The sequence below is a fragment of the Pseudoalteromonas sp. NSLLW24 genome (genome assembly GCF_015864725.1).
GTDB classification, from domain to species: domain Bacteria; phylum Pseudomonadota; class Gammaproteobacteria; order Enterobacterales; family Alteromonadaceae; genus Pseudoalteromonas; species Pseudoalteromonas arctica.
Window position 1 is genome coordinate 56,432 of record NZ_JADYWQ010000013.1, and the last position, 19,893, is coordinate 76,324.

17 protein-coding genes are annotated in these 19,893 nt (G+C 39.6%); 11 read left to right on the forward strand and 6 right to left on the reverse strand.

The features are described from left to right. The first annotated feature begins 99 nt into the window (after positions 1-99). Positions 100-3,219, forward strand: a complete 3,120-nt coding sequence (locus I6E72_RS13855; RefSeq protein WP_197112710.1) for a TonB-dependent receptor — start codon at positions 100-102, stop codon at positions 3,217-3,219. 52 nt (positions 3,220-3,271) lie between these two features. On the opposite strand, the gene I6E72_RS13860 is transcribed toward I6E72_RS13855, so the two are convergent. Beyond that, positions 3,272-3,703, reverse strand: coding sequence for a MarR family winged helix-turn-helix transcriptional regulator (locus tag I6E72_RS13860; RefSeq protein WP_024607517.1), 432 nt, complete (start codon positions 3,701-3,703; stop codon positions 3,272-3,274). A gap of 151 nt (positions 3,704-3,854) precedes the next feature. On the opposite strand from I6E72_RS13860, the gene hmgA reads away from it, so the two are divergent. Next, complete coding sequence (gene hmgA, locus I6E72_RS13865; RefSeq protein WP_197112712.1) at positions 3,855-5,156, forward strand: homogentisate 1,2-dioxygenase; 1,302 nt, start codon at positions 3,855-3,857, stop codon at positions 5,154-5,156. Positions 5,157-5,158: 2 nt separating this feature from the next. Beyond that, complete coding sequence (gene maiA / locus I6E72_RS13870) at positions 5,159-5,788, forward strand: maleylacetoacetate isomerase (protein WP_197112714.1); 630 nt, start codon at positions 5,159-5,161, stop codon at positions 5,786-5,788. Positions 5,789-5,817: 29 nt separating this feature from the next. Here the strand turns inward: maiA and I6E72_RS13875 are convergent, their stop codons facing one another. Next, complete coding sequence (locus I6E72_RS13875) at positions 5,818-6,051, reverse strand: TIGR02647 family protein (RefSeq protein ID WP_007582405.1); 234 nt, start codon at positions 6,049-6,051, stop codon at positions 5,818-5,820. A gap of 138 nt (positions 6,052-6,189) precedes the next feature. Between I6E72_RS13875 and I6E72_RS13880 the strand changes: the two genes are divergently transcribed. Together I6E72_RS13880 and I6E72_RS13885 are read left to right on the forward strand one after the other, a co-directional pair. Further along, the gene (locus I6E72_RS13880; RefSeq protein ID WP_008134362.1) at positions 6,190-6,492 is read left to right on the forward strand and encodes a DUF1496 domain-containing protein; all 303 of its coding nucleotides are present in this window, start codon (positions 6,190-6,192) and stop codon (positions 6,490-6,492) included. A gap of 54 nt (positions 6,493-6,546) precedes the next feature. Next, positions 6,547-6,855 carry a VF530 family DNA-binding protein gene (locus I6E72_RS13885; protein WP_010553962.1) on the forward strand — a complete coding sequence of 103 codons (309 nt, stop codon included), beginning with the start codon at positions 6,547-6,549 and terminating at the stop codon, positions 6,853-6,855. A 50-nt stretch (positions 6,856-6,905) separates the two neighbouring features. Here I6E72_RS13885 and I6E72_RS13890 read toward each other — a convergent pair whose 3' ends face one another. After that, positions 6,906-8,525 (reverse strand): diacylglycerol kinase family protein, encoded by a 1,620-nt coding sequence (locus I6E72_RS13890; protein ID WP_197112716.1) that lies wholly within the window; start codon positions 8,523-8,525, stop codon positions 6,906-6,908. Between the two features lie 349 nt (positions 8,526-8,874). On the opposite strand from I6E72_RS13890, the gene I6E72_RS13895 reads away from it, so the two are divergent. From I6E72_RS13895 to I6E72_RS13920, 6 genes are all read left to right on the forward strand, one after another. Next, positions 8,875-9,405 carry a sigma-70 family RNA polymerase sigma factor gene (locus I6E72_RS13895; protein WP_197112718.1) on the forward strand — a complete coding sequence of 177 codons (531 nt, stop codon included), beginning with the start codon at positions 8,875-8,877 and terminating at the stop codon, positions 9,403-9,405. Then, positions 9,402-10,085 (forward strand): anti-sigma factor, encoded by a 684-nt coding sequence (locus I6E72_RS13900; RefSeq protein WP_165742202.1) that lies wholly within the window; start codon positions 9,402-9,404, stop codon positions 10,083-10,085. The genes I6E72_RS13895 and I6E72_RS13900 overlap by 4 nt, the downstream gene beginning before the upstream one ends. Before the next feature lie 158 nt (positions 10,086-10,243). Beyond that, on the forward strand, positions 10,244-11,836 hold the full coding sequence (locus I6E72_RS13905) for a DUF4331 domain-containing protein (protein WP_165735915.1): 1,593 nt from the start codon (positions 10,244-10,246) through the stop codon (positions 11,834-11,836). An 11-nt stretch (positions 11,837-11,847) separates the two neighbouring features. Beyond that, a complete protein-coding gene (locus I6E72_RS13910) occupies positions 11,848-12,357 on the forward strand; it encodes an Ig-like domain-containing protein (protein WP_121953590.1) in 510 nt (169 codons plus the stop codon). Positions 12,358-12,410: 53 nt separating this feature from the next. Next, on the forward strand, positions 12,411-13,436 hold the full coding sequence (locus I6E72_RS13915; protein ID WP_024607523.1) for a hypothetical protein: 1,026 nt from the start codon (positions 12,411-12,413) through the stop codon (positions 13,434-13,436). Beyond that, positions 13,433-14,545, forward strand: a complete 1,113-nt coding sequence (locus I6E72_RS13920; RefSeq protein WP_121953592.1) for a HupE/UreJ family protein — start codon at positions 13,433-13,435, stop codon at positions 14,543-14,545. The genes I6E72_RS13915 and I6E72_RS13920 overlap by 4 nt, the downstream gene beginning before the upstream one ends. 66 nt (positions 14,546-14,611) lie before the next feature. On the opposite strand, the gene I6E72_RS13925 is transcribed toward I6E72_RS13920, so the two are convergent. The 3 genes from I6E72_RS13925 to I6E72_RS13935 all read right to left on the reverse strand — a co-directional run bounded on the left by I6E72_RS13925 (position 14,612) and on the right by I6E72_RS13935 (position 19,884). Next, entirely contained in the window at positions 14,612-15,238 is a 627-nt protein-coding gene (locus tag I6E72_RS13925) for a TetR/AcrR family transcriptional regulator (RefSeq protein ID WP_121953593.1), read from the reverse strand. Between the two features lie 96 nt (positions 15,239-15,334). Further along, positions 15,335-16,753 (reverse strand): efflux transporter outer membrane subunit, encoded by a 1,419-nt coding sequence (locus I6E72_RS13930; RefSeq protein ID WP_197112720.1) that lies wholly within the window; start codon positions 16,751-16,753, stop codon positions 15,335-15,337. After that, positions 16,750-19,884, reverse strand: a complete 3,135-nt coding sequence (locus tag I6E72_RS13935; protein WP_165724942.1) for an efflux RND transporter permease subunit — start codon at positions 19,882-19,884, stop codon at positions 16,750-16,752. The genes I6E72_RS13930 and I6E72_RS13935 overlap by 4 nt, the downstream gene beginning before the upstream one ends. Positions 19,885-19,893 lie beyond the last annotated feature (9 nt).

A 19,893-nucleotide genomic window follows, 5' to 3' on the forward strand; every position in this document is an offset into this window, starting at 1 on the left:
TAGTAACGGATTTTGAATAAATGAATTTCAACTGTTTATTTTGCAAAATTTTAAAATAAAAATATAAAAATTTAATTAATAACTACACGGGAAAATTAAATGAAAACTCAATTACGCAAAACAGCTCTTTCACTTGCTATTGCAGCATGTGTTGGTGTAAGTGGCGCTGCAATGGCTAACGAAACGACCTCAGCAATTAAAGGTCAAGTAATGGGGCCTAACGGCAACCCAGCAGCCGGCACTAAAGTAACAATTTTACACGTGCCTTCTGGATCAGTAAAAACAACTGAAGTAAATGACGCTGGTTATTTCACAGCTAAAGGCCTGCGAGTTGGCGGTCCTTATAAAGTGGTTGTTGATTCAGATGTATATGCAGACCAAGAATTCAATAACATTATTCTTAATATTGGTAACGATTACCCAGTAAACGTTTCTCTTGAGTCACAATCAAGCATGGAACAAATTGTAGTTTCTGGCGCGCCAATTAGCTCTATGTCTGGTGGTACTGGTCCGGCGTCTACATTTACGCTAACTGATCTTGAAAATACGCCAGCTATTAACCGTGATTTAAAAGACATTATTCGTATCGACCCGCGTATCACAATTGATGACAGCCGTGGTTCAATTAACTGTGGTGGTGGTAACCCTCGCTACAACAGTTTAACGCTAGACGGCGTTCGTATGAACGATAACTTCGGCTTAAGCTCAAATGGTTACCCTACTATTCGCGCCCCTTTCTCTTTTGATTCAATTGAACAAGTTTCAGCTGAACTTGCACCGTTTGACGTTCAATACGGTGGTTTTACATCGTGTAACATCAACGCAGTAACCAAATCTGGTGGCAATGATGTTCATGGCGCTGTTTTCTACGATTACACTAGTGACTCTTTCAAGGGTGATAAAATTGAAGGTGATGACGTTGATAACGGTAACTATACTGAAAAACGTTACGGCTTCAACGTAGGTCTTCCACTAATTGAAGATAAACTATTTTTATTTACTTCATATGAAAAACTTGAAGGTGTTCAACAGTTTAACTACGATGGTTTAAGCAGCGGCAGTGTAACTGCTGATGATATATCGCGTATCACAAGCGTTGCTCAAACTGTATATGGTTACGATGTAGGCGGAATGCCTTCAAGTATGCCTGTTGAAGATGAAAAAATCTTAGTTAAACTAGATTGGAACATCAACGAAGATCATCGTGCAAACTTAATCTATAACTACAACGATGGTAATACTGTTTCACAGTCAGATACTGGCTCTAGCCGTGTATCACTATCTAATCACTTTTATGACCAAAGTGCAGAATTCACTTCAATCATTGCATCTGTTTACTCTGATTGGTCAGATGACTTTTCTACTGAAGTTCGTATTGGTAAGTCTGAGCTAGATGCAACAGTACAATCACTAGATGCAGCAAGCAGCTTTGGTGAAATGCAAATTCGTACCGAAGATGGTGGTACAGTTTATATTGGTCCAGATGACTCACGTCAATCTAATGACTTAGACTACGATACAACTACATTTAAAGTTGCAGGTACTTACTACCTTGATCAGCACACAATTACTGCTGGTTACGAGTTTGAAGAGTTAGATGTATTTAACTTATTCGTTCAGCATACTGAAGGTGAATACCGTTTCAACAATGTTGATGATTTTGAAAATGGTATTGCAAGTGCTGTTTACTACAACAATGCTGCTGCTACAAATGATCCAAACGATGCTGCTGCGAGTTTTTCGTACGCTCAGCATACATTTTACGTGCAAGACGAGTATTCGTTTACTGACTTAGACGCAAATATTACGTTTGGTTTACGTTACGATAAATACACCAGTGATGATGTACCTAACTTAAATCAAAACTTTACTGATCGCTATGGCTACAGTAACCAAAGTACATTTGATGGTATTGATTTAATTCAACCTCGTGTAGGCTTCCAATGGTACGCGACAGATGCACTTGAAGTACGTGCAGGTGTTGGCTTGTTCTCAGGCGGTAACCCTAACGTTTGGCTATCTAACTCTTACTCAAACGACGGCATTACTAACATTAGTGCAAACCAGTTTGGTTCTATCGACTTGTTCGCAACACCTAATGTAAATAATGGTACTCCAGGATTTGAAGTTCCTCAGTCTCAATTTGATGCAGTAGCTGACACTGTAATCGGCTCAGGCGATTCACAAGCAAACGCTGTTGACCCAGACTTTGAAATCCCATCAGAGTGGAAATACTCACTTGGTGCAACGTACACAACAGAAAATGAATATGTAATCTCTCTTGATTACTTATACTCGAAGAAAAAAGATGCTGCGTTAATGCGTGACATCGCACTTCAAGATACAGGTACAACTACGTTTGACGGCCGCCCTATTTACGAATCAATTGAAGGTCGTTCTAACGAATACTTACTAACAAATGTAAGTGGTGATAGCGGTGATTCATCTGTTATCTCATTAGCGGTTAGCAAGATGTTTGATAATGGTGTAAGCGTTAACTTTGGTTATGCCTACACAGATTCTGATGATGTTAACCCAATGACAAGCTCTGTAGCTGGTTCAAACTACGGTAACATTGCACTAACTGATCCAGGTAACCCAGGTGTTGCTTCATCTGATTACGAAATCCCACATCGCTTTACTATGACTCTTGGTTATAGTCATGAGTTTGTTGATGGATTTGCTACTCGCTTTAACTTATTTGGTGAAGCATATAAAGGCTTACCATACAGCTACACGTTTGATGGAAGTGATGGTACTTTTGGTGACAACAACTGGAATGGTAACCGCCAACTATTGTATGTTCCACTTGAAAACGATCCTAACGTTGTTTACGACATGAGTGCTGCTGATATCAATGAATTCAATGAATTTATTGCATCAAATGGTTTAGAGCGTGGTCAAACTACTAGCCGTAACGCTGAAAACTCAGATTGGTTTGTTAAGTTTAACTTTAAAATGACACAAGAGCTTCCTGGTTTTATGGAAGGTCACAAAGGTGAAGCATTCTTCGTAATTGATAACCTTACAAACCTGTTAAACGATGATTGGGGCGTACTTAAAAAAGGTCCTTTCGTAGGCGCTAGCATGATCAAAACGTCAATTGATGATCAAGGCCGCTACGTTTACTCTGAATTTAATGCAAATAATGCAAATACATCAGTGCAATCAGATGCATCTGTATGGCAAATGCGTATAGGTGTTCGTTACACTTTCTAATTTAGAACTGTAACCTAAAACATCTTTTAAAAGCCCACTTTGGTGGGCTTTTTTATGCCTTTAATTTGTTATTTAACTTTTCAAAAATACTCACTAGCACTTCGTATTCTTCGTTGGTTAAAGTGCTCAGTAATTGTTTTTCCCAATTCAGTGCATCGGGCGCTATATTTTCATATAAGCTTTGACCTGCTTTACTCAGCACAAGTAATGCTGCGCGTTTGTCTTGCTTATTTAGCTCACTTCTCACTAAACTTTTATCTATTAAAACTTTTACCGCGCGCGACACTGTCGACTTGTCCATATTTGCTTGCGTGCATAAATCCTTTGCGTTGCTTTGGCCATACTGCGCTAAATTAGCAAGTATTCGCCACTGGGGAATATTTAAACCGTACTTAGTTTGATAAACCTCGGCAAAGTCGTTACTTACACGTGTTGCTACATTCGTTAATTGATAAGGTAAAAACGTTGCTAAATCAATTTTCATTTTTGGTTATCCCAGCTTTATAAGGCTTACTTTGGTGTTCATTAATATTTACACAGGTGCGTAGTTGCACATTTGATATTAGTCTCACTTGAGAGTATCTTAACTGAAATAATAATAATATTAAACCAACCCCCTCTCACAGGAGTCAGTAATGGCGACACAATTAAGTTATATGACAGGTTTTGGTAATGAATTTGAAACACAAGCGCTACCCGGTGCATTGCCGATAGGACAATTTAGCCCACAAAAGGTTAAATACGATTTATACACCGAGCAATTTAGTTCGACTGCATTTACGGCTCCTCGCGCTTCAAATCGCCGCACTTGGTTTTACCGCATTCGTCCGTCTGTAGTGCAAGGTGATTACCAAGCAATTGATAACGGCTTAATAAGAACAGCCCCAATTACTGAAGCCATAACACCACCAACAATGCTACGTTGGAATCCTATTGATATACCTTCACAGCCGACTGATTTTATTGATGGCTTGGTAACTATGGCAGCTAATGGCAGTGCCAATGGGCAATCTGGTATTGGCATTCATGTATATGTCGCTAATCGGTCAATGCAAGGGCGTTACTTTTGCAATGCCGATGGCGAAATGTTGTTTGTCCCTCAGCAAGGTGAGTTATTAATTCACACCGAGTGCGGTAAGTTAAGCATTAAACCAGGTGAAATTGCTGTGATTCCCAGAGGAATTAAGTTCGCTGTTGATTTAATTGATGATACAGCCCGTGGTTATATTTGTGAAAATTATGGCCATGCGTTAGAGCTTGCAGAGCGAGGACCTGTTGGTGCAAACGGTTATGCCAACGACAGAGACTTTCAATACCCCGTTGCTGCATTTGAAGATAAAGAAGGTGACTTTGAGCTTGTTTCTAAATTTAACGGTAATTTATTTAGCTGTGAAATAAAGCACTCTCCTTTTGATGTAGTTGCATGGACGGGTAATAGCTCACCCTACAAATACGACTTATCGCGTTTTAATGTAATGAATACAGTGAGCTTTGATCACCCCGACCCGTCTATATTCACTGTGCTAACCTCTCCTTCTGCTACTGAGGGTATGGCAAATGTCGATTTTGTGATATTTCCACCGCGTTGGATGGTAGCCGAAAATACATTCCGCCCGCCTTATTATCACCGCAATATTATGAGTGAATTTATGGGCTTGATAGAAGGTGTGTATGATGCAAAAGAGCATGGTTTTGTACCTGGTGGTGCAAGTTTACACAATTGTATGTCGCCACATGGACCTGAAGCCGACGTATTTGAAAAAGCCTCAAACGCTGAACTTACACCACAAAAATACGAAAATACACTCGCTTTTATGTTTGAGTCGCGCTATATAATTTCACCGACAAAATATGCATTAGAAGGTAGGGAACGCCAACCAAACTACACCGATTGCTGGCGTACTATTAAAAAACAATTTACAGGTTCACAGGATTAATTATGAAATTATACAGCTACTTTCGCTCATCAGCGGCCTATAGGGTACGTATAGCGCTTAACTTAAAAGCAATTGATCATGAACTTGCTATTGTTAACCTTTTAAAATCGGAGCAGCTTGGGGAAGAATACTTAGCTACGAATCCGCAAGGGTTACTACCTGCACTTGAAACCGATAATGGTGTTTTAGCACAATCACTTGCAATACTGGAATGGCTTGATGAAACTTATCCGCAAGCCCCATTAATTACAGGAACTGCGTGGCAAAAAGCACAAATAAGAAATTTAAGCTTTGCCATTGCTTGCGATATTCATCCTGTTAATAATTTACGCGTGCTGAAGTATTTATCGAACGAATTAGGTGTTGATAACGAGGCTAAAAATAAGTGGTATCGACATTGGATAGAAGTTGGTTTTGAAAAAATAGAACTGATGCTAAACGAAAATGATGACTACTGTTTTGGTAACCAACCAACACTTGCTGACATTTGTTTAGTGCCGCAAGTATTTAATGCAATTCGTTTTAACGTAGATATGAGCGCTTATCCAAAAATTGCAGCTATTTACGAACACTGTAATAAATTAGCTGCATTTAATGATGCTGCACCGCAAAATCAACCCGATGCAAATTAAGCTAGTTTAGTAACCATAGTTCAAATTAGCTAGCTTTGTAGCGCACTATGAATAACCGTAATGTGCTCAATTAAATCTAAGCCCAGATCAGTTAAATATCCGCCATCTGGGCTATCTATAATCCCTTTTTCAAATAAACGTTGCGCTGCACTAAGTAAGCTTGGCTCTGCGTCTGAGTGTAATTTAATACCCTGCATTTTACTGTCGCGAGGAAATTTTGCTAATAGTGTGAATTCTTCGATCATTGTTTGATTAAATTGCATTGTGTGCACCTTTTTATTTGAATCCAAGTTGTTCTGTGAGTAACTAAGTTTATAATTAAAATCACTTTGTGTACTTTACACTAGCACGTTTTTTATCTTAATGTATTATTTTTAACCCTCCCTATTTAAAGGCCTCTAATGCGTAACTTTTTAATTCTATGCTTTTGTTTTAGCAGCTTATCGTATTCAATACTTAGTGAAGCAACAACCCTTAAAACCCATTCAATTATTGATGCAAACCAGTTTGTAAATGAAGAATCAAACTGTTGGTACGACAACAAACGCTATAGCGAAGGCGCATTAATACAAATTCACTCATTTACACTTTTGTGCGGTGCTAAAACACCCCAGCACAGTAACAGCCAACTCATTTGGCTTAAAATAGATAAACAGGGTAATGCTATTTACCCAACCGCTCCTAAAACAATCACTGTGAATTAGCGCTAAAAGCTGATTTGAGCTACAATGCACGCAGTTTAAATAAGTAGTATGGCTATGGATAATCAACCTAAAAACCCTTTACATGGGGTAACGTTAGAACAAATACTTGTTGAGTTAGAACAGCGACTTGGCTGGAGAACACTTGGCGAGCAAGTAAAAATCAAATGCTTTACTGATCAACCGAGCATTAAATCGAGTTTAAAGTTTTTGCGTAAAACGCCTTGGGCTCGCGATAAAGTGGAAGCACTTTATATTCACACTATAAATAACAAACCTATTCGTAGACCAAAAAGTGCGCCGAGAGAAACATCTTCTCAAGCGCCGGATACAACAGGGTTTGTTTGGCCATCAATTAAAAAATGATGTAAAAAAGGAGCTAATTTAGCTCCTTTTTTGATTGTAATTAGCGCGATTTATTGCTCTTTGCAAATCACATTTAATGAGGCCGGCTCAATAGTAATAACGAGTTTGTGAGCAGTTTTAACTTCACCGTCAAGTACGTACTTAAGCTCTCCTTCGCCTGTCACCTCGACTCTTTTAGCATTTGTATGATGCGAATTTATAGCTAAATGTGTTTGCGTTAAACTGCTAAACATCAGTTCTGCAATACTCAATACTGTGGTTGAGTTTTCGTCATTTGGTGTTAGCCAATTTACATCAAGAAGCCCGTCACTATGATCTGGCTGTCCGCCACCTTGCGCTAATAGGGTTGTAAAAGGCGCTGCGTTAGCCACAATAAAGCTATTTGTACATATTTCTTTCGGCTCATTATCATCGAGTTTTACACTAAGTAACTGTGATTTTTGCTCGCCAAACGCTTCAAAAAAGCCATTTAAATAGGCAAGTTGCCCCGACTTATTTTTCGACTCTCTATCTGCTTTTTCAATCATTGATTGCTCAAAACCAATGCCCGCTAATAAAAGTACTAATTCGTTATTACAATAAGCGGTATCTATTGTGCTTGTTTGACCATCAATTATTAAATCACAAGCTTGTTCAACAGGAATAAATTTAGAGCTAATCCCCATCAATACATGCGCAAGTGCGTTTGCAGTCCCCATTGGTATAATACCTAGCTTACATTGTGTATTTACAAGTACGCTTGCAACTTCGGCCACTGTACCATCGCCTCCACACGCTATTATCATGTCTGGTTTTTGCGTAATCGCTTGTTTAGCAAGCTCAATACCGTTTACGTCTTGTGAAGTAGTAAGTACTTTTAAATCGTAATAGGCCGATAACCGCGCAACAATTAAGTGCTCTTTTTCTTGCCATAATCGTGTACCAGATACTGGATTTGCAATTAAAACTGCTTTGTTTTTAATCAGCAGCTCGCCTTTTTTATGACGCTTAGCTAAATGACGAAGTTGATGCTTATTTAAGTTTGCGGTTTCGCGGGTTTCTTTTATTTGTGCAAGTACTTCATGTACATCTGCATTTTTGTTTTGACTCAATAAATAAGCCGCCATTACAAAAACAGACCGCCCACGGCCTAAAGCACAATGTACAACTACGCGACGGTTTTCTTTAATATGATGATGTATCCAATTAATAGCCTGATTTAACTGAGAATGGGTAGGAATACTATGATCGAGCACCGGAATGTTTAAGTAATTTATATTCTCTTGTGTTGAACTCCACTCGAGTCCGTCGAATTCACACGTAACGTCTAAAATTGCAGTAATTCCGTTATCTTTTAATGTGTCTATGTCTGAGGGAAATAATCGGCAAGCTAAAAATAGGTTTTCGTTTATTTTTTGAATTGGCGGCACTTTATCGCGCTTACGTGACCAGGCATTATAAATTTGCACACCAAATAAAAATGGCACAAACGCCCACCGTATATAAAATGGGATCACCCCATTTTCACGTTTTCTAAATATTTTTGCTGTATTAAAAATATATGCGGTACTCACTAATAAAAGTGACAGCGCAGTCCAATAAAAAACAATAGCAAAGTAAACAGAGTTTACTTCCCAACCAATAAAAATAAGTAGTAATGCTAAAAGTGAATAACCAATTGCAGCCCACATAGTCTCTCCTTTGTGTAAATAATTCCGATTTTCTAATTTTAATTTAAACGGCTTTATGTACTCTTTTGCAAATATCACGCCATATAAATGGCATTTTAAATTCAAATTAAAATCATAAGCTATTGATATATAATGTTAATAATAAAATAAATTTAAGTGCAATCTGCTCTTTGTGCATTTTTTACAAACATGTGAATAAATTATACTTACACGTCTAAATTTCAAACACTGATCGGTTATTGCTTGTACTAACGTATAAAGCAGCTAATCTAAAAAGCAATTAAATTTTTTGCATCCAAATCACACTCTCAACCGTTTACTCAATGATAATAAGAAAAACAGGACCCCTATGGATAACGATGATTTACTCCCTCTTCTGTGCGCAACAGCACAAGGAGACAAAAATGCTTTCTCAAGTTTATATCAACAAACTAGCGGCAAACTTTTTGCTATTAGTTTAAATATGCTCACTAACAGAGCTTATGCGGAAGAGGCACTACAAGATGCTTTTATAAAAATTTGGCATAACGCATCTGAATATAACGCCTCTAAAGGCACCGTTATTAGTTGGATGATAAGTATAGTTAGGTATAGAAGTCTTGACTCACTGCGCTATCACAAAGTACGAAAAGAGCAGTCGTTAGGCGATGACGAATATGAACATGAAAATGAAAGTGTTGACGTTAATTACGATGAAGAAACAAAACTGGTTAATTGTATCGAACAGCTTGAGCCGCAACAAAAACAAGCTATTCACTTAGCTTATTATAAGGGGCTGAGTCATAGCGAGCTAGTGGATCATATAGAAACGCCATTAGGTACAGTTAAAAGCTGGATCAGGCGTGGGCTTATGCAGCTACAAAGGTGTTTAACATTATGAATTATAATAAACCCGAACTATTAGACGCGCTTGCTGGGCAGTACGTGCTTGGCACACTTAGAGGGCTTGCCCGTAAGCGTTTTCAGCGTCTGTTACTTAACTCAAATCAAGCACGTGAAGCAACAAGTCTATGGGAGCAAAACCTAAACAACTTAGCGAGTGCTATTACACCGCAAACACCACGTGACGATGTATGGGTAAATATACTACAGCGTATTGAAAACAGGCCACAAACAAGTAAAACAGTCATACATACCAAGCCTTCAATTTGGCGTACATGGTCTTTTGTGGCAACTGCTGCGTGTATTGTTTTAGCCTTTTTGGTTATTCAACCTAGTACCAATGTTATGCACACTCAACAAATTGCTTTGGTTCAAAATCAAGATAAACAATCATTGTGGTTTATTGATGTAAGCGAGCAAGGGCTCTCAATTAAAGCCAGTAGCCAATTGGTTGCCCAAACTAATAAAGATTATGAGTTGTGGATGATTTTAAAAGGGCAAGATGCACCTATTTCACTGGGTTTACTGCCCAAGCAAGGCAGTAAAATATTATTTAAAGATAACCGCTTTAACGCAAGTGATATCGCATTGTTAGCAGTGAGCTTAGAACCTATTGGCGGCTCGCCAAATGGCTCTCCTACTGAAGTGCTTTACACCACAGAGCTAGTACTTTTATAACCCTACTATTATGACTAAAGTTGGCTGTTTACTTAAAGCAGCCAACCTTCTTTAAAACTTTTTTAACAAAAAATAAAAATAATTTAACTTTTTTGCATCCAATTTAAATCCTGCCCCGTTATTAGCTATGACTTCAATCAAAACTAAAGGACAAAGTCATGAAAGCTTTAACTCCATCAATACTCGCAGTAGTAATATGTAGTACGTTTGTAAGTGCACCAAGTGAAGCATCTAGCCACAGAGAAGCGCCAAATATAAGCCGTTTCCCGACTTTAGATTCAACCGATTTTTATGTATTTAATAGTTACGAGCAAGGTCGTGATGATTTTGTAACATTAATTGCTAACTATATCCCGCTGCAAGATGCATACGGCGGTCCTAATTACTTTGCAATGGACCCAGATGCTACCTACAGCATTCATATAGATAACGACGGCGATGCTGTTGAAGATATTACATTTGCGTTTAACTTTAAAAGCATGCTTCCTAATGATAACCAAGGTGTGCAATTAACTGTTGGACCTGAAGGTAATCAACGCACCGTGTCTGTACCGCTTAAAAATGTAGGCGGTGTATCTGCCGGTGATGACAGCGCTGCAAATTTTAGCGAATCATACACAATGAGCATGATTAGCGGCGCGCAGCGTACTGGCGAAACAACGGTATTAAACAACACTGCATCAAACTCAAGCACATTTTCTAAACCGCTTGATTATGTCGGCAATAAAACATTTGGCTCAATGAGCGATTACCAAACTTATGCTGACCAATTTGTGTATCAGGTTTCAATTCCTAACTGTGAAAGCATGGCACAAGTTTTTGTAGGACAACGTAAAGACCCATTTGTAGTTAACCTAGGTAAAACATTTGATTTAGTTAACTATGTACCTGTAGAAGGCGATAGCGCCCCTGGTGCTGGTGACGGCGGTGGTTTTCCAGGTGGTATAACGCAATCAGCCGATAATGACGACCTTGCAGATAAAAACGTAACATCAATCGCTATCGAAATACCTAAAAGCTGTATTGTCGGTGAAGGTAACAAAGTAATTGGTGCATGGACAACAGCAAGCTTACCTCAAGCACGTGTATTAAACCCAAATGCTAAATTTGCTAATAATGCGGTAAACGGTGGTGCATTAACTCAGGTTTCACGACTAGGTAGCCCGCTTGTAAATGAGCTGGTAATTGGTATTAAAGACAAAGACACATTTTCTACTGCGCACCCTAAAGACGATGCACAATTTTTAGATTATGTATCTCACCCAGCACTACCAGAGTTATTAAATATTTTGTTTAAAGATGCTGTTAATACCACTCTTGGCGCAAACTTAGAAACTCTGGCACCCACTAACTTCCCGCGTACTGATTTAATCACTGCATTTTTAACGGGTTTTGCAGGCGTTAATCAACAAGCAACAGTAACACCTTCAGAAATGCTACGTTTAAATACAGACATTGCAGCAACAGCGCAAGCTGATCAATCTGCATTTGGTGTAGCGGGTAATGATTTAGCCGGCTTCCCAAATGGTCGTCGCCCGGGTGATGATGTGGTTGATATTGCACTTCGTGTTGTGATGGGTCGTTTATGTCATCCTATTCCTGTAAATGGTGAAGACACTGATTTAGGACTCTGTGTACCAGAGGATGCTAATACAGGCACAGTGCCATTTACTGACGGTGCACCTATTGATGCAACAATGATGGATTCATCATTCCCATACCTTGCAACACCGCTTGCTGGCTCTAAATAAGGAGTAAAATAATGCGTAATTTAAAAACTACCCATATTTGTGTTCTCCTCAGTGCATTAACATTGGGAGCATGTAGTAGCGATGATGATAAAAAACAGCCTACACCGGTTGTAAACACAGCGCCTACCGCAAGTGATGCAATGCTAACTACACAAACTGAGGTAAGCATTACCGATATGCTTAGCGCAACCGACAATGATGGCGATTCACTGACTTACTCGTTAACAAGTGAGCCAACTCTCGGAACTGTTACCGTTAATAGCGATGGTAACTTTACCTATACACCGAATAAAGAAGCGACAGGTTCAGATAGTTTTATGTTTGGTGTAAGTGATGGCGTTAATTCGCAAGTAACTGCAACAGTAAACATTACAATTGACGCACTACAAGTCGACTTTGCTCAATTTGCAACCGATGCATTTAATCAAGCCGCAAATGCAGAGCCATTAACTGTTAACGGTCGGGTGTTTACAAACACAGATACCGATGTTGATGGATTAATTTCAACAAACGGTAACTAACCAAGTAATTAAGCTGACAGGCCATGGATGGCTTTTTTCAAAGGATATTTATAATGCATTTATCAATTTTTAAGTCCGTCGCATTTATTACTTTATGCCTAACACCCCTTGCGTTAAGCGCTGCGCTTTTTACCCCAAAAGATGATGCAGTTATTGCTAAAAGTAATTCAACGCTTAGTGCTTCCCTCTCTGTTGACGAAATAAATACATTAGTCACTAACAGCCAATATGCCGGCCAAACAGAGCGCTTACAGGGGCTACTTAAAACCCGTTTAGCCCAGCTATATAAACAAACACCCTCATCTCAAATTGGTTACTTATATGCTCGCGTTTTACAAAAAGAGCACCTTTTTGACGAAGCTATTGATATTGCTAACAACGTTTTAATTGGAGAGCCAAAACATAGTAATAGCCATTTATTGCTAGCCAATATATTTATGACTCAAGGTAAGTTTGCACAAGCAAAAAAACACTGCGTCGCCTTAATTGGGCAAGTAAGCACTATTACTGCTAGCACCTGTGTACTCGATGTACAAAGCCAACATGAAAGCGTTTTAGACAGCTACCAAGCATTAGTAAAAATTATAAATAATAATCAAACTAGCCTAGCTACAAACCATGTTTTAAGTGAAATGAGCTACCGTTTAAACAACTACAAACAAGCTTTGTCTCACTTACAAAGTGTAGATTTAGTTCAAGCCCCTGTGAGCCTTATTGTTTTATGGGCCGATATTCAAATTGCTCTAAATCAACCGCAACAAGTATTAAATACATTAAGCGTACTGCTTCCTGATAAAAGTAATTTAGAGGATGCTATTTTGCTAAGACTTTCAATCGCAGAAAAAAAACTAAATAAACGCGATAAAAAATGGCAAAATACAATGGCGCAAAGAGTTACACTACGAGAGCTTCGTAAAGATTCTTTTCATGCAAGTGACTTAGCTAAATATTACCTTGATGTACAACCAAATCGCGAAAAAGCACTTTACTGGGCTCATATTAATTGGCAACAGGCTAAAATGAGCACCGATGAGCAATTACTTATTCAAGCAAAAGCGATGCAACGAGACACACTATGAAAACGCCTTATCTATTTATACTCACTTTAATGCTGTGTATTTTCTCAACTTACAGCTTTGCCCATCAACTAAGTACAAGTTATATAACCTTAAATAGCGAGAACAATAACGACACCAACAAAAACCAATACACGGGTACCTGGCAAATTAATATAGCCGACTTAGAGCACGCAGTGCCTCTGGATTTAGATAAAAACGGGCAAATTTCGTGGGCAGAAATAAAAGCAAAACGCAGCTCAATTAATAACTTCATTGAAGAAAATTTAAATATCACGCAAAACGCGCAAATATGCCCTTTAAAAAGTGAAGGAATCTATCAGCTAGATAATCATTTTAACCAACCTTATTTAGTCATTCCGCTGCTGTTTAGCTGTGATGACAATAAAGTAATCTCCCTTTCCTATTCCGCTTTTTTTAAAACCGATGCCAATCATAAGTCCATCGTAAATATAAACGGTGTATCTCGTGTATTTAATATCAACGAGGCACAACAAACGTTCAGCTTTGAGCAAACAAGTTATTTAAGTACGTTTAATCAATACGTGTATCAGGGTGTTTTACATATTTGGATTGGTATTGATCATATTTTATTTTTAATCGCCCTGTTACTTACCTGTGTTTTAAAGCGCAGCGATAAAGCATGGCAAGGTATTAGCTCTAAAAAACAAATTATTAAACACACAGCATGGATAGTAACCGCGTTTACACTTGCGCACTCTATTACGCTTACCGCAACAGCTATGAGCTTAGTCTCACCAAATAGCCGCTGGGTAGAGCTTGGAATTGCTATATCGGTTTTATTTGCAGCATTAAATAATGTGTGGCCGTTGGTACTTCGTTTAGGTTGGCTTACTTTTGCTTTTGGTTTACTGCACGGGATGGGATTTGCGAGCGTACTTGGCGAGCTTGGCTTGTCGAGCGACTATCAACTGCTTAGCATTTTAGCGTTTAATTTAGGCGTCGAAATCGGACAACTTAGTATCTTACTAGTAGCCTTACCAATACTCATTTATGTGCGACACTACACTTGGTATAAAAAGTGGTTAATGCCAATGGGCTCCGTTGCTATCGCAATCATTGCACTTCAGTGGTCAATCGAGCGCTTTTAAATAGACTAAAATAAAAAAGCTAGCCAAAATATTGGCTAGCTTACTTTTGGTTATTTATTTTGAGCGTTACTGCGCTTTATCAAATGGCATCAGTAATGTTTTCATCGCAGGGCGAAGCGCTATGAGTACCGTTTCTTCGGTGAGCTCAGGGTAGAGTAACTTTCTGAGTAATAACCCCGCCATCATCGAAAAAATAACGTTAATTCGGCTTTCAAGTTCAAGCTCATCAATGTCTTTGAGCGCACTTCGCTCGCTTGTTAAAAGCTGTCTCATGCGCCCTCTTGCTTGAATATCGGTTTCACGCAAGAGAGTTGCTACTTTAATATTTCGACCTGCTTCTGCCATCATGTCTAAATCAATAACACACGAGCCTGTGTCCATGTGCCTTTGCACACCAATATTTAAGCCATCTAAAAGAGCCGCTAAAACATCACCAGGGTGATCTTCAAACTTTTGAAAGATGGAGAACATTTCTTCCATGTCTTTTTCAATAATGCTTTCTATAATGGCTTCTTTACTTTCAAAGTAATTATAAATATGGCCTGCACTCATCCCTGCCGTTTTAGATATTTCAGCCATACCTGCACCGTGATAACCTTTTCGGCGAAAACACTCTGCAGCAGCTGTTAATATTTGCTCACGCCTAGCCAGTGCTATCGCGGGATCTGTTTGCCTTTTTGCTTTAGGCTTCATGTTCAACTCCACTACCAAGTCATAAACCCAGTAAAGCAAGAGCTATAAATAGTCTCGCCATGTAAATATGTAATGCGGCTTTAAAAGCCGAAAATATTATTTCTCTACCTGAGCTGTTTCACTGGTTACGTTCCATCCGCCACCAAGCGCTTTGTACAAGTTAATTTGGCTTGCAAGATACGCTTGCTGACCCGAAATTAACTGTTGCTGTGCGCCGTACCATGTACGCTGAGCATCAAGTACTTGCAAGTAGCTATCTGCGCCTTTTTCGTAACGCATTTTTGATAAATCAAACGTGATTTGTCGGCTACTTATAAGCATATCAAGGGCACTTAATTGCTCTTGGTAACCTTCTCTATCAGCAAGTGCATCGGCAACTTCGCGAAACGCATTTTGAATTTTTTGCTGATAAGTAGCCACTGCAATTTCTTGATCAGCTTTTGCTACATCAAGATTTGCTTGGTTACGTCCCATATTAAAAATAGGTAAGCTAATTGACGGCACAAAACTCCATGTACCTGAGCCTGAATCAAACAAGCCACTTAAATCACTTGAAGCAGACCCGGCATTGGCTGTTAAGCTAATACTTGGATAAAACGCCGCACGTGCAATACCAATATTGGCATTTGCAGCAAGCATTAAATGCTCAGCGGCTTTAATATCAGGGCGCTGCGATAACAGGTCAGACGGTAAACCGACCGGCACTTCTGGCATGCTGATCAAGTTAGTCAGGTCTTTACCAGGCAGTAAATCAGCTGAAACAGATTTACCCACTAATAAATCTAAGGCACTTTTATCACGCTTTAACAAACGTTTGTACGTTGCTATGTCTACTTTTGCTGTAGCAACTGTACTTCTAAGCTGCTCAAGGGTAATTGAAGAAGTCGCACCTAAATCAAAGCTTTTTTGCGTAAGCGATAATGATTCTTGCTGAGAGGTGAGCGTTTCTTTTGCAAGCTCTAGCAGTTGTAAGTCCGTCGCGTAACTAAGCCACGCATTTGCCAACTCTGAAATTAAAGACACCTGCGTACTGTATTGGCTAAGCTCTGTAGAGTATAAATTTTGGAGTGCTTGCGCTGATTGATTGCGTACTTTGCCCCAAATATCTAACTCGTAAGACGTAATGCCCACTGTTGCACTGTATTGTGAGCTAATAGCTGCATCGCCAGTACCTGACAAATCAGCCGGTAAACGCTGGCGCGTACCAGAAGCATTTAAATCAAGAGACGGATACAAAGCAGAGTCTTCAATTTGATACAAACCACGAACACGCTGCACATTAAGCACTGCAATTTGCATGTCTTTATTGTGCTCAAGGCTTTGACTAATTAACGTTTGTAGTTTTTCATCATTAAAAAACTGCTGCCAATTTAATTGCTGCGCAGCGCTTTGCTCAGTACCTGATGCATAAGCATCAGATACTGGTAGAGCAAGGTCTTTTTGCTCTGGCGCTAATTGACAACCACTTAGCACCAATAAAGCAATTGCACTTAGGCTGAATGTTTTAATGCTCATTCTGCGCTCTCCTTTGTTGTCTCGTTAGTTTTACCAGGGAATACACGGCGAACTAACACAAAGAACAACGGTACAAATACAACAACTAATATTGATGATGCGAGTGTGCCGCCAATAATCGAAATACCTAACGCATTTTGCGCACCAGAACCCGCACTTGAGGCTATTGCAAGTGGTAAAACACCACAAATAAAGGCCATCGAAGTCATGAGTATTGGACGTAAACGTAAGCGTACAGCTGCAATAGCCGCATCAACTAAGCCAAGCCCATCATCCATTTTATGAATCGCAAACTCTACAATCAGTATCGCATTTTTAGATGCCAAACCAATGGTGGTCAACAAGCCTACCTGCAAGTAAATATCGTTAGATAAGCCACCGCCTAGCGCTGCCATAATTGCACCAAATATACCCAGTGGGACAATCATCATTACCGCAAACGGTACCGACCAACTTTCATAAAGTGCAGCTAAACATAAAAATACAAACAACAGCGATAAGCCATATAGTAAAGGTGCTTGACCACTACTTGAGCGCTCTTGGAATGAAATACCGGTCCACTCAGACGAAATACCATTAGGCAGCTGTTTAACTAAACGCTCCATTTCATCCATTGCTTGGCCTGTACTGTAACCCGGCGCTGCACTACCTTGAATTTCCATTGCTGAAAAACCATTGTAACGCTCTAAACGTGGCGAACCATACGTCCAGTAGGCACTAGCAAACGCTGAAAACGGCACCATATCGCCATTATTATTGCGCACATACCACTTATTTAGATCCTCAGGCACCATGCGAGATTGTGCGTCACCTTGCATATACACTTTTTTAACTCGACCACGGTCAATAAAGTCATTCACATAACTACTACCCCATGCTGTCGAAAGTGTACTGTTGATATCGTTTTGCGACACGCCAAGCGCTTCGGCTTTTGCCAAATCTGTATCAAGTTGCAGCTCTGGCATGTCTTCTTGTCCATTTGGACGCACGCCCGCTAAAATTGGACTTTGGCTTGCTAAACCTAATAACTGATTTCGTGCCGCCAAAAGTGCGTCATGGCCAAGGCCTACACGGTCTTGTAAGAAAATATTGAAGCCATTAGCAGTTCCCAGTTCAACAATTGCAGGTGGCGGAAAGGCAAAAACAAATGCTTCTTTTATCGTTGAAAAGTAGCCCATCGCTTTACCTGCAACACCTTGAACAGATAACTCGTCACGTTGACGCTCATCCCAATGTTTAAGGTTAACAAAGGCAATTGCTGAGTTTTGGCCAGAGCCTGCAAAACTAAAACCAGTAACGGTAAAAATACCATTCACAGCTTCAGATTGATCGTTTAAAAAGTGATTTTCTACCTTTTTAACAACCTCAAGCGTTTGCTGTGTTGTAGAGCCTGCTGGCAGTGAAACTTGGTTAAACAAAATACCTTGGTCTTCGTCAGGTAAAAATGCCGTTGGCAAGCTTGAGAATACATAAACCATACCGCCCACAATCACACCATAAATAAGTAAGTAGCGTTTAGAGTGCGTAAGCATACGGCCTACAAAGCTTTGTGCACCTGAATTTGTTTTATCAAAACCACGGTTAAAGCCTGTAAAAAATCGGCCAAATAACGTCTCATTGTTATGTACATGGCTTGGTTTTAAAAGCGTTGCACACAATGCAGGCGTTAAAATAAGAGCAACTAAAACAGATAACCCCATCGCCGATACCAGTGTTATAGAAAACTGACGATAAATAATACCGGTAGAGCCACTAAAGAATGCCATTGGGATAAATACCGCAGAAAGCACCATGGCAATACCTACCAGCGCGCCTTTAATTTCATCCATAGATTTACGCGTAGCTTCAAGTGCCGAGAGTTTTTCCTCGGTCATTAAGCGCTCAACGTTTTCTACCACAACGATTGCGTCATCTACCAATAAGCCTATGGCAAGTACCATCGCAAACATCGTTAGCGTATTTATTGAATAACCAAAAGTGTACAAAATACCAAACGTACCTAGTAAAACCACTGGCACTGCTATTGTTGGTATAAGTGTTGCCCTAAAGTTTTGTAGGAACAAATACATAACTACAAAAACAAGTACAACAGCTTCAATTAAGGTGTGAATAACTTTTTCGATAGATAACGATACAAACGGCGTTGTGTCGTAAGGTATAACAGCATCTAACCCTTCAGGGAAAAACGGTTTTAGCTCTTCAATCGCTTTTTTAACTCCAGCGGCAGTATCAAGTGCGTTAGCACCACTGGCTAATTTAATACCTAACCCTGATGCAGGTTGCCCATCGTAACGAGCAACAACGCGGTAGCTTTCACCGCCAAGCTCTACTCTAGCAACGTCCTCTAGACGTACAAAAGAGCCATCTGGATTGGTTTTAACTAATATTTGTTCAAATTGCTCTGGCGTTTGTAATCGACTTTGCGCTGTTACTGTTGCATTAAGTTGCTGACCATCAACGGCAGGCATACCGCCAAGTTGACCAGCAGATACTTGTGCATTTTGCGCACTAATTGATGCACTAATATCAGCAGGTGTCAGCTTATAATTTTGTAACTTTGAAGGGTCTAACCAAATACGCATCGCGTACTGAGAACCAAACAGCTGCACTTCACCTACGCCTTCAACACGCGAGACAATATCTTGCACGTTTGATGAAACATAATCGCCAATATCAATATTGGTCATGCTGCCATCTTTAGACACAAAAGCATAAACCATTAAAAAGTTACGCGCTGACTTTGCAACTACAACACCTTGCCTTTGAACGGCTTCTGGTAATAGTGGAGTCGCTGTCGCTAGTTTATTTTGCACTTGAACTTGTGCAATATCAGGGTCAGTTTCAGCGCTAAACGAAAGTGTAAGCGTAGCAGAACCACTCGACTCAGACGTAGATGACATATAAAGCAGGCCATCAAGTCCTTTCATTTTTTGCTCAATAACTTGCGTTACCGTATCTTCAAGTGTGCGTGCAGATGCACCAGGGTACGTTGCAGTAATACTCACTGCAGGTGGTGCAATTGAAGGATACTGCGAAATAGGTAAACTCCTAATCGCCAAAATACCTGCAAGCATCACTACAATAGCGAGTACCCAAGCAAATATCGGTCTATCGATAAAAAATCGTGACATTAAAACTCT

Bases quoted from the DNA above. Each gene is read 5' to 3' on its own strand.
- I6E72_RS13855 (WP_197112710.1), top strand. From the start codon at position 100: ATGAAAACTCAATTACGCAAAACAGCTCTTTCACTTGCTATTGCAGCA.
- I6E72_RS13860 (WP_024607517.1), bottom strand. From the start codon at position 3,703: ATGAAAATTGATTTAGCAACGTTTTTACCTTATCAATTAACGAATGTA.
- hmgA (WP_197112712.1), top strand. From the start codon at position 3,855: ATGGCGACACAATTAAGTTATATGACAGGTTTTGGTAATGAATTTGAA.
- maiA (WP_197112714.1), top strand. From the start codon at position 5,159: ATGAAATTATACAGCTACTTTCGCTCATCAGCGGCCTATAGGGTACGT.
- I6E72_RS13875 (WP_007582405.1), bottom strand. From the start codon at position 6,051: ATGCAATTTAATCAAACAATGATCGAAGAATTCACACTATTAGCAAAA.
- I6E72_RS13880 (WP_008134362.1), top strand. From the start codon at position 6,190: ATGCGTAACTTTTTAATTCTATGCTTTTGTTTTAGCAGCTTATCGTAT.
- I6E72_RS13885 (WP_010553962.1), top strand. From the start codon at position 6,547: ATGGATAATCAACCTAAAAACCCTTTACATGGGGTAACGTTAGAACAA.
- I6E72_RS13890 (WP_197112716.1), bottom strand. From the start codon at position 8,525: ATGTGGGCTGCAATTGGTTATTCACTTTTAGCATTACTACTTATTTTT.
- I6E72_RS13895 (WP_197112718.1), top strand. From the start codon at position 8,875: ATGGATAACGATGATTTACTCCCTCTTCTGTGCGCAACAGCACAAGGA.
- I6E72_RS13900 (WP_165742202.1), top strand. From the start codon at position 9,402: ATGAATTATAATAAACCCGAACTATTAGACGCGCTTGCTGGGCAGTAC.
- I6E72_RS13905 (WP_165735915.1), top strand. From the start codon at position 10,244: ATGAAAGCTTTAACTCCATCAATACTCGCAGTAGTAATATGTAGTACG.
- I6E72_RS13910 (WP_121953590.1), top strand. From the start codon at position 11,848: ATGCGTAATTTAAAAACTACCCATATTTGTGTTCTCCTCAGTGCATTA.
- I6E72_RS13915 (WP_024607523.1), top strand. From the start codon at position 12,411: ATGCATTTATCAATTTTTAAGTCCGTCGCATTTATTACTTTATGCCTA.
- I6E72_RS13920 (WP_121953592.1), top strand. From the start codon at position 13,433: ATGAAAACGCCTTATCTATTTATACTCACTTTAATGCTGTGTATTTTC.
- I6E72_RS13925 (WP_121953593.1), bottom strand. From the start codon at position 15,238: ATGAAGCCTAAAGCAAAAAGGCAAACAGATCCCGCGATAGCACTGGCT.
- I6E72_RS13930 (WP_197112720.1), bottom strand. From the start codon at position 16,753: ATGAGCATTAAAACATTCAGCCTAAGTGCAATTGCTTTATTGGTGCTA.
- I6E72_RS13935 (WP_165724942.1), bottom strand. From the start codon at position 19,884: ATGTCACGATTTTTTATCGATAGACCGATATTTGCTTGGGTACTCGCT.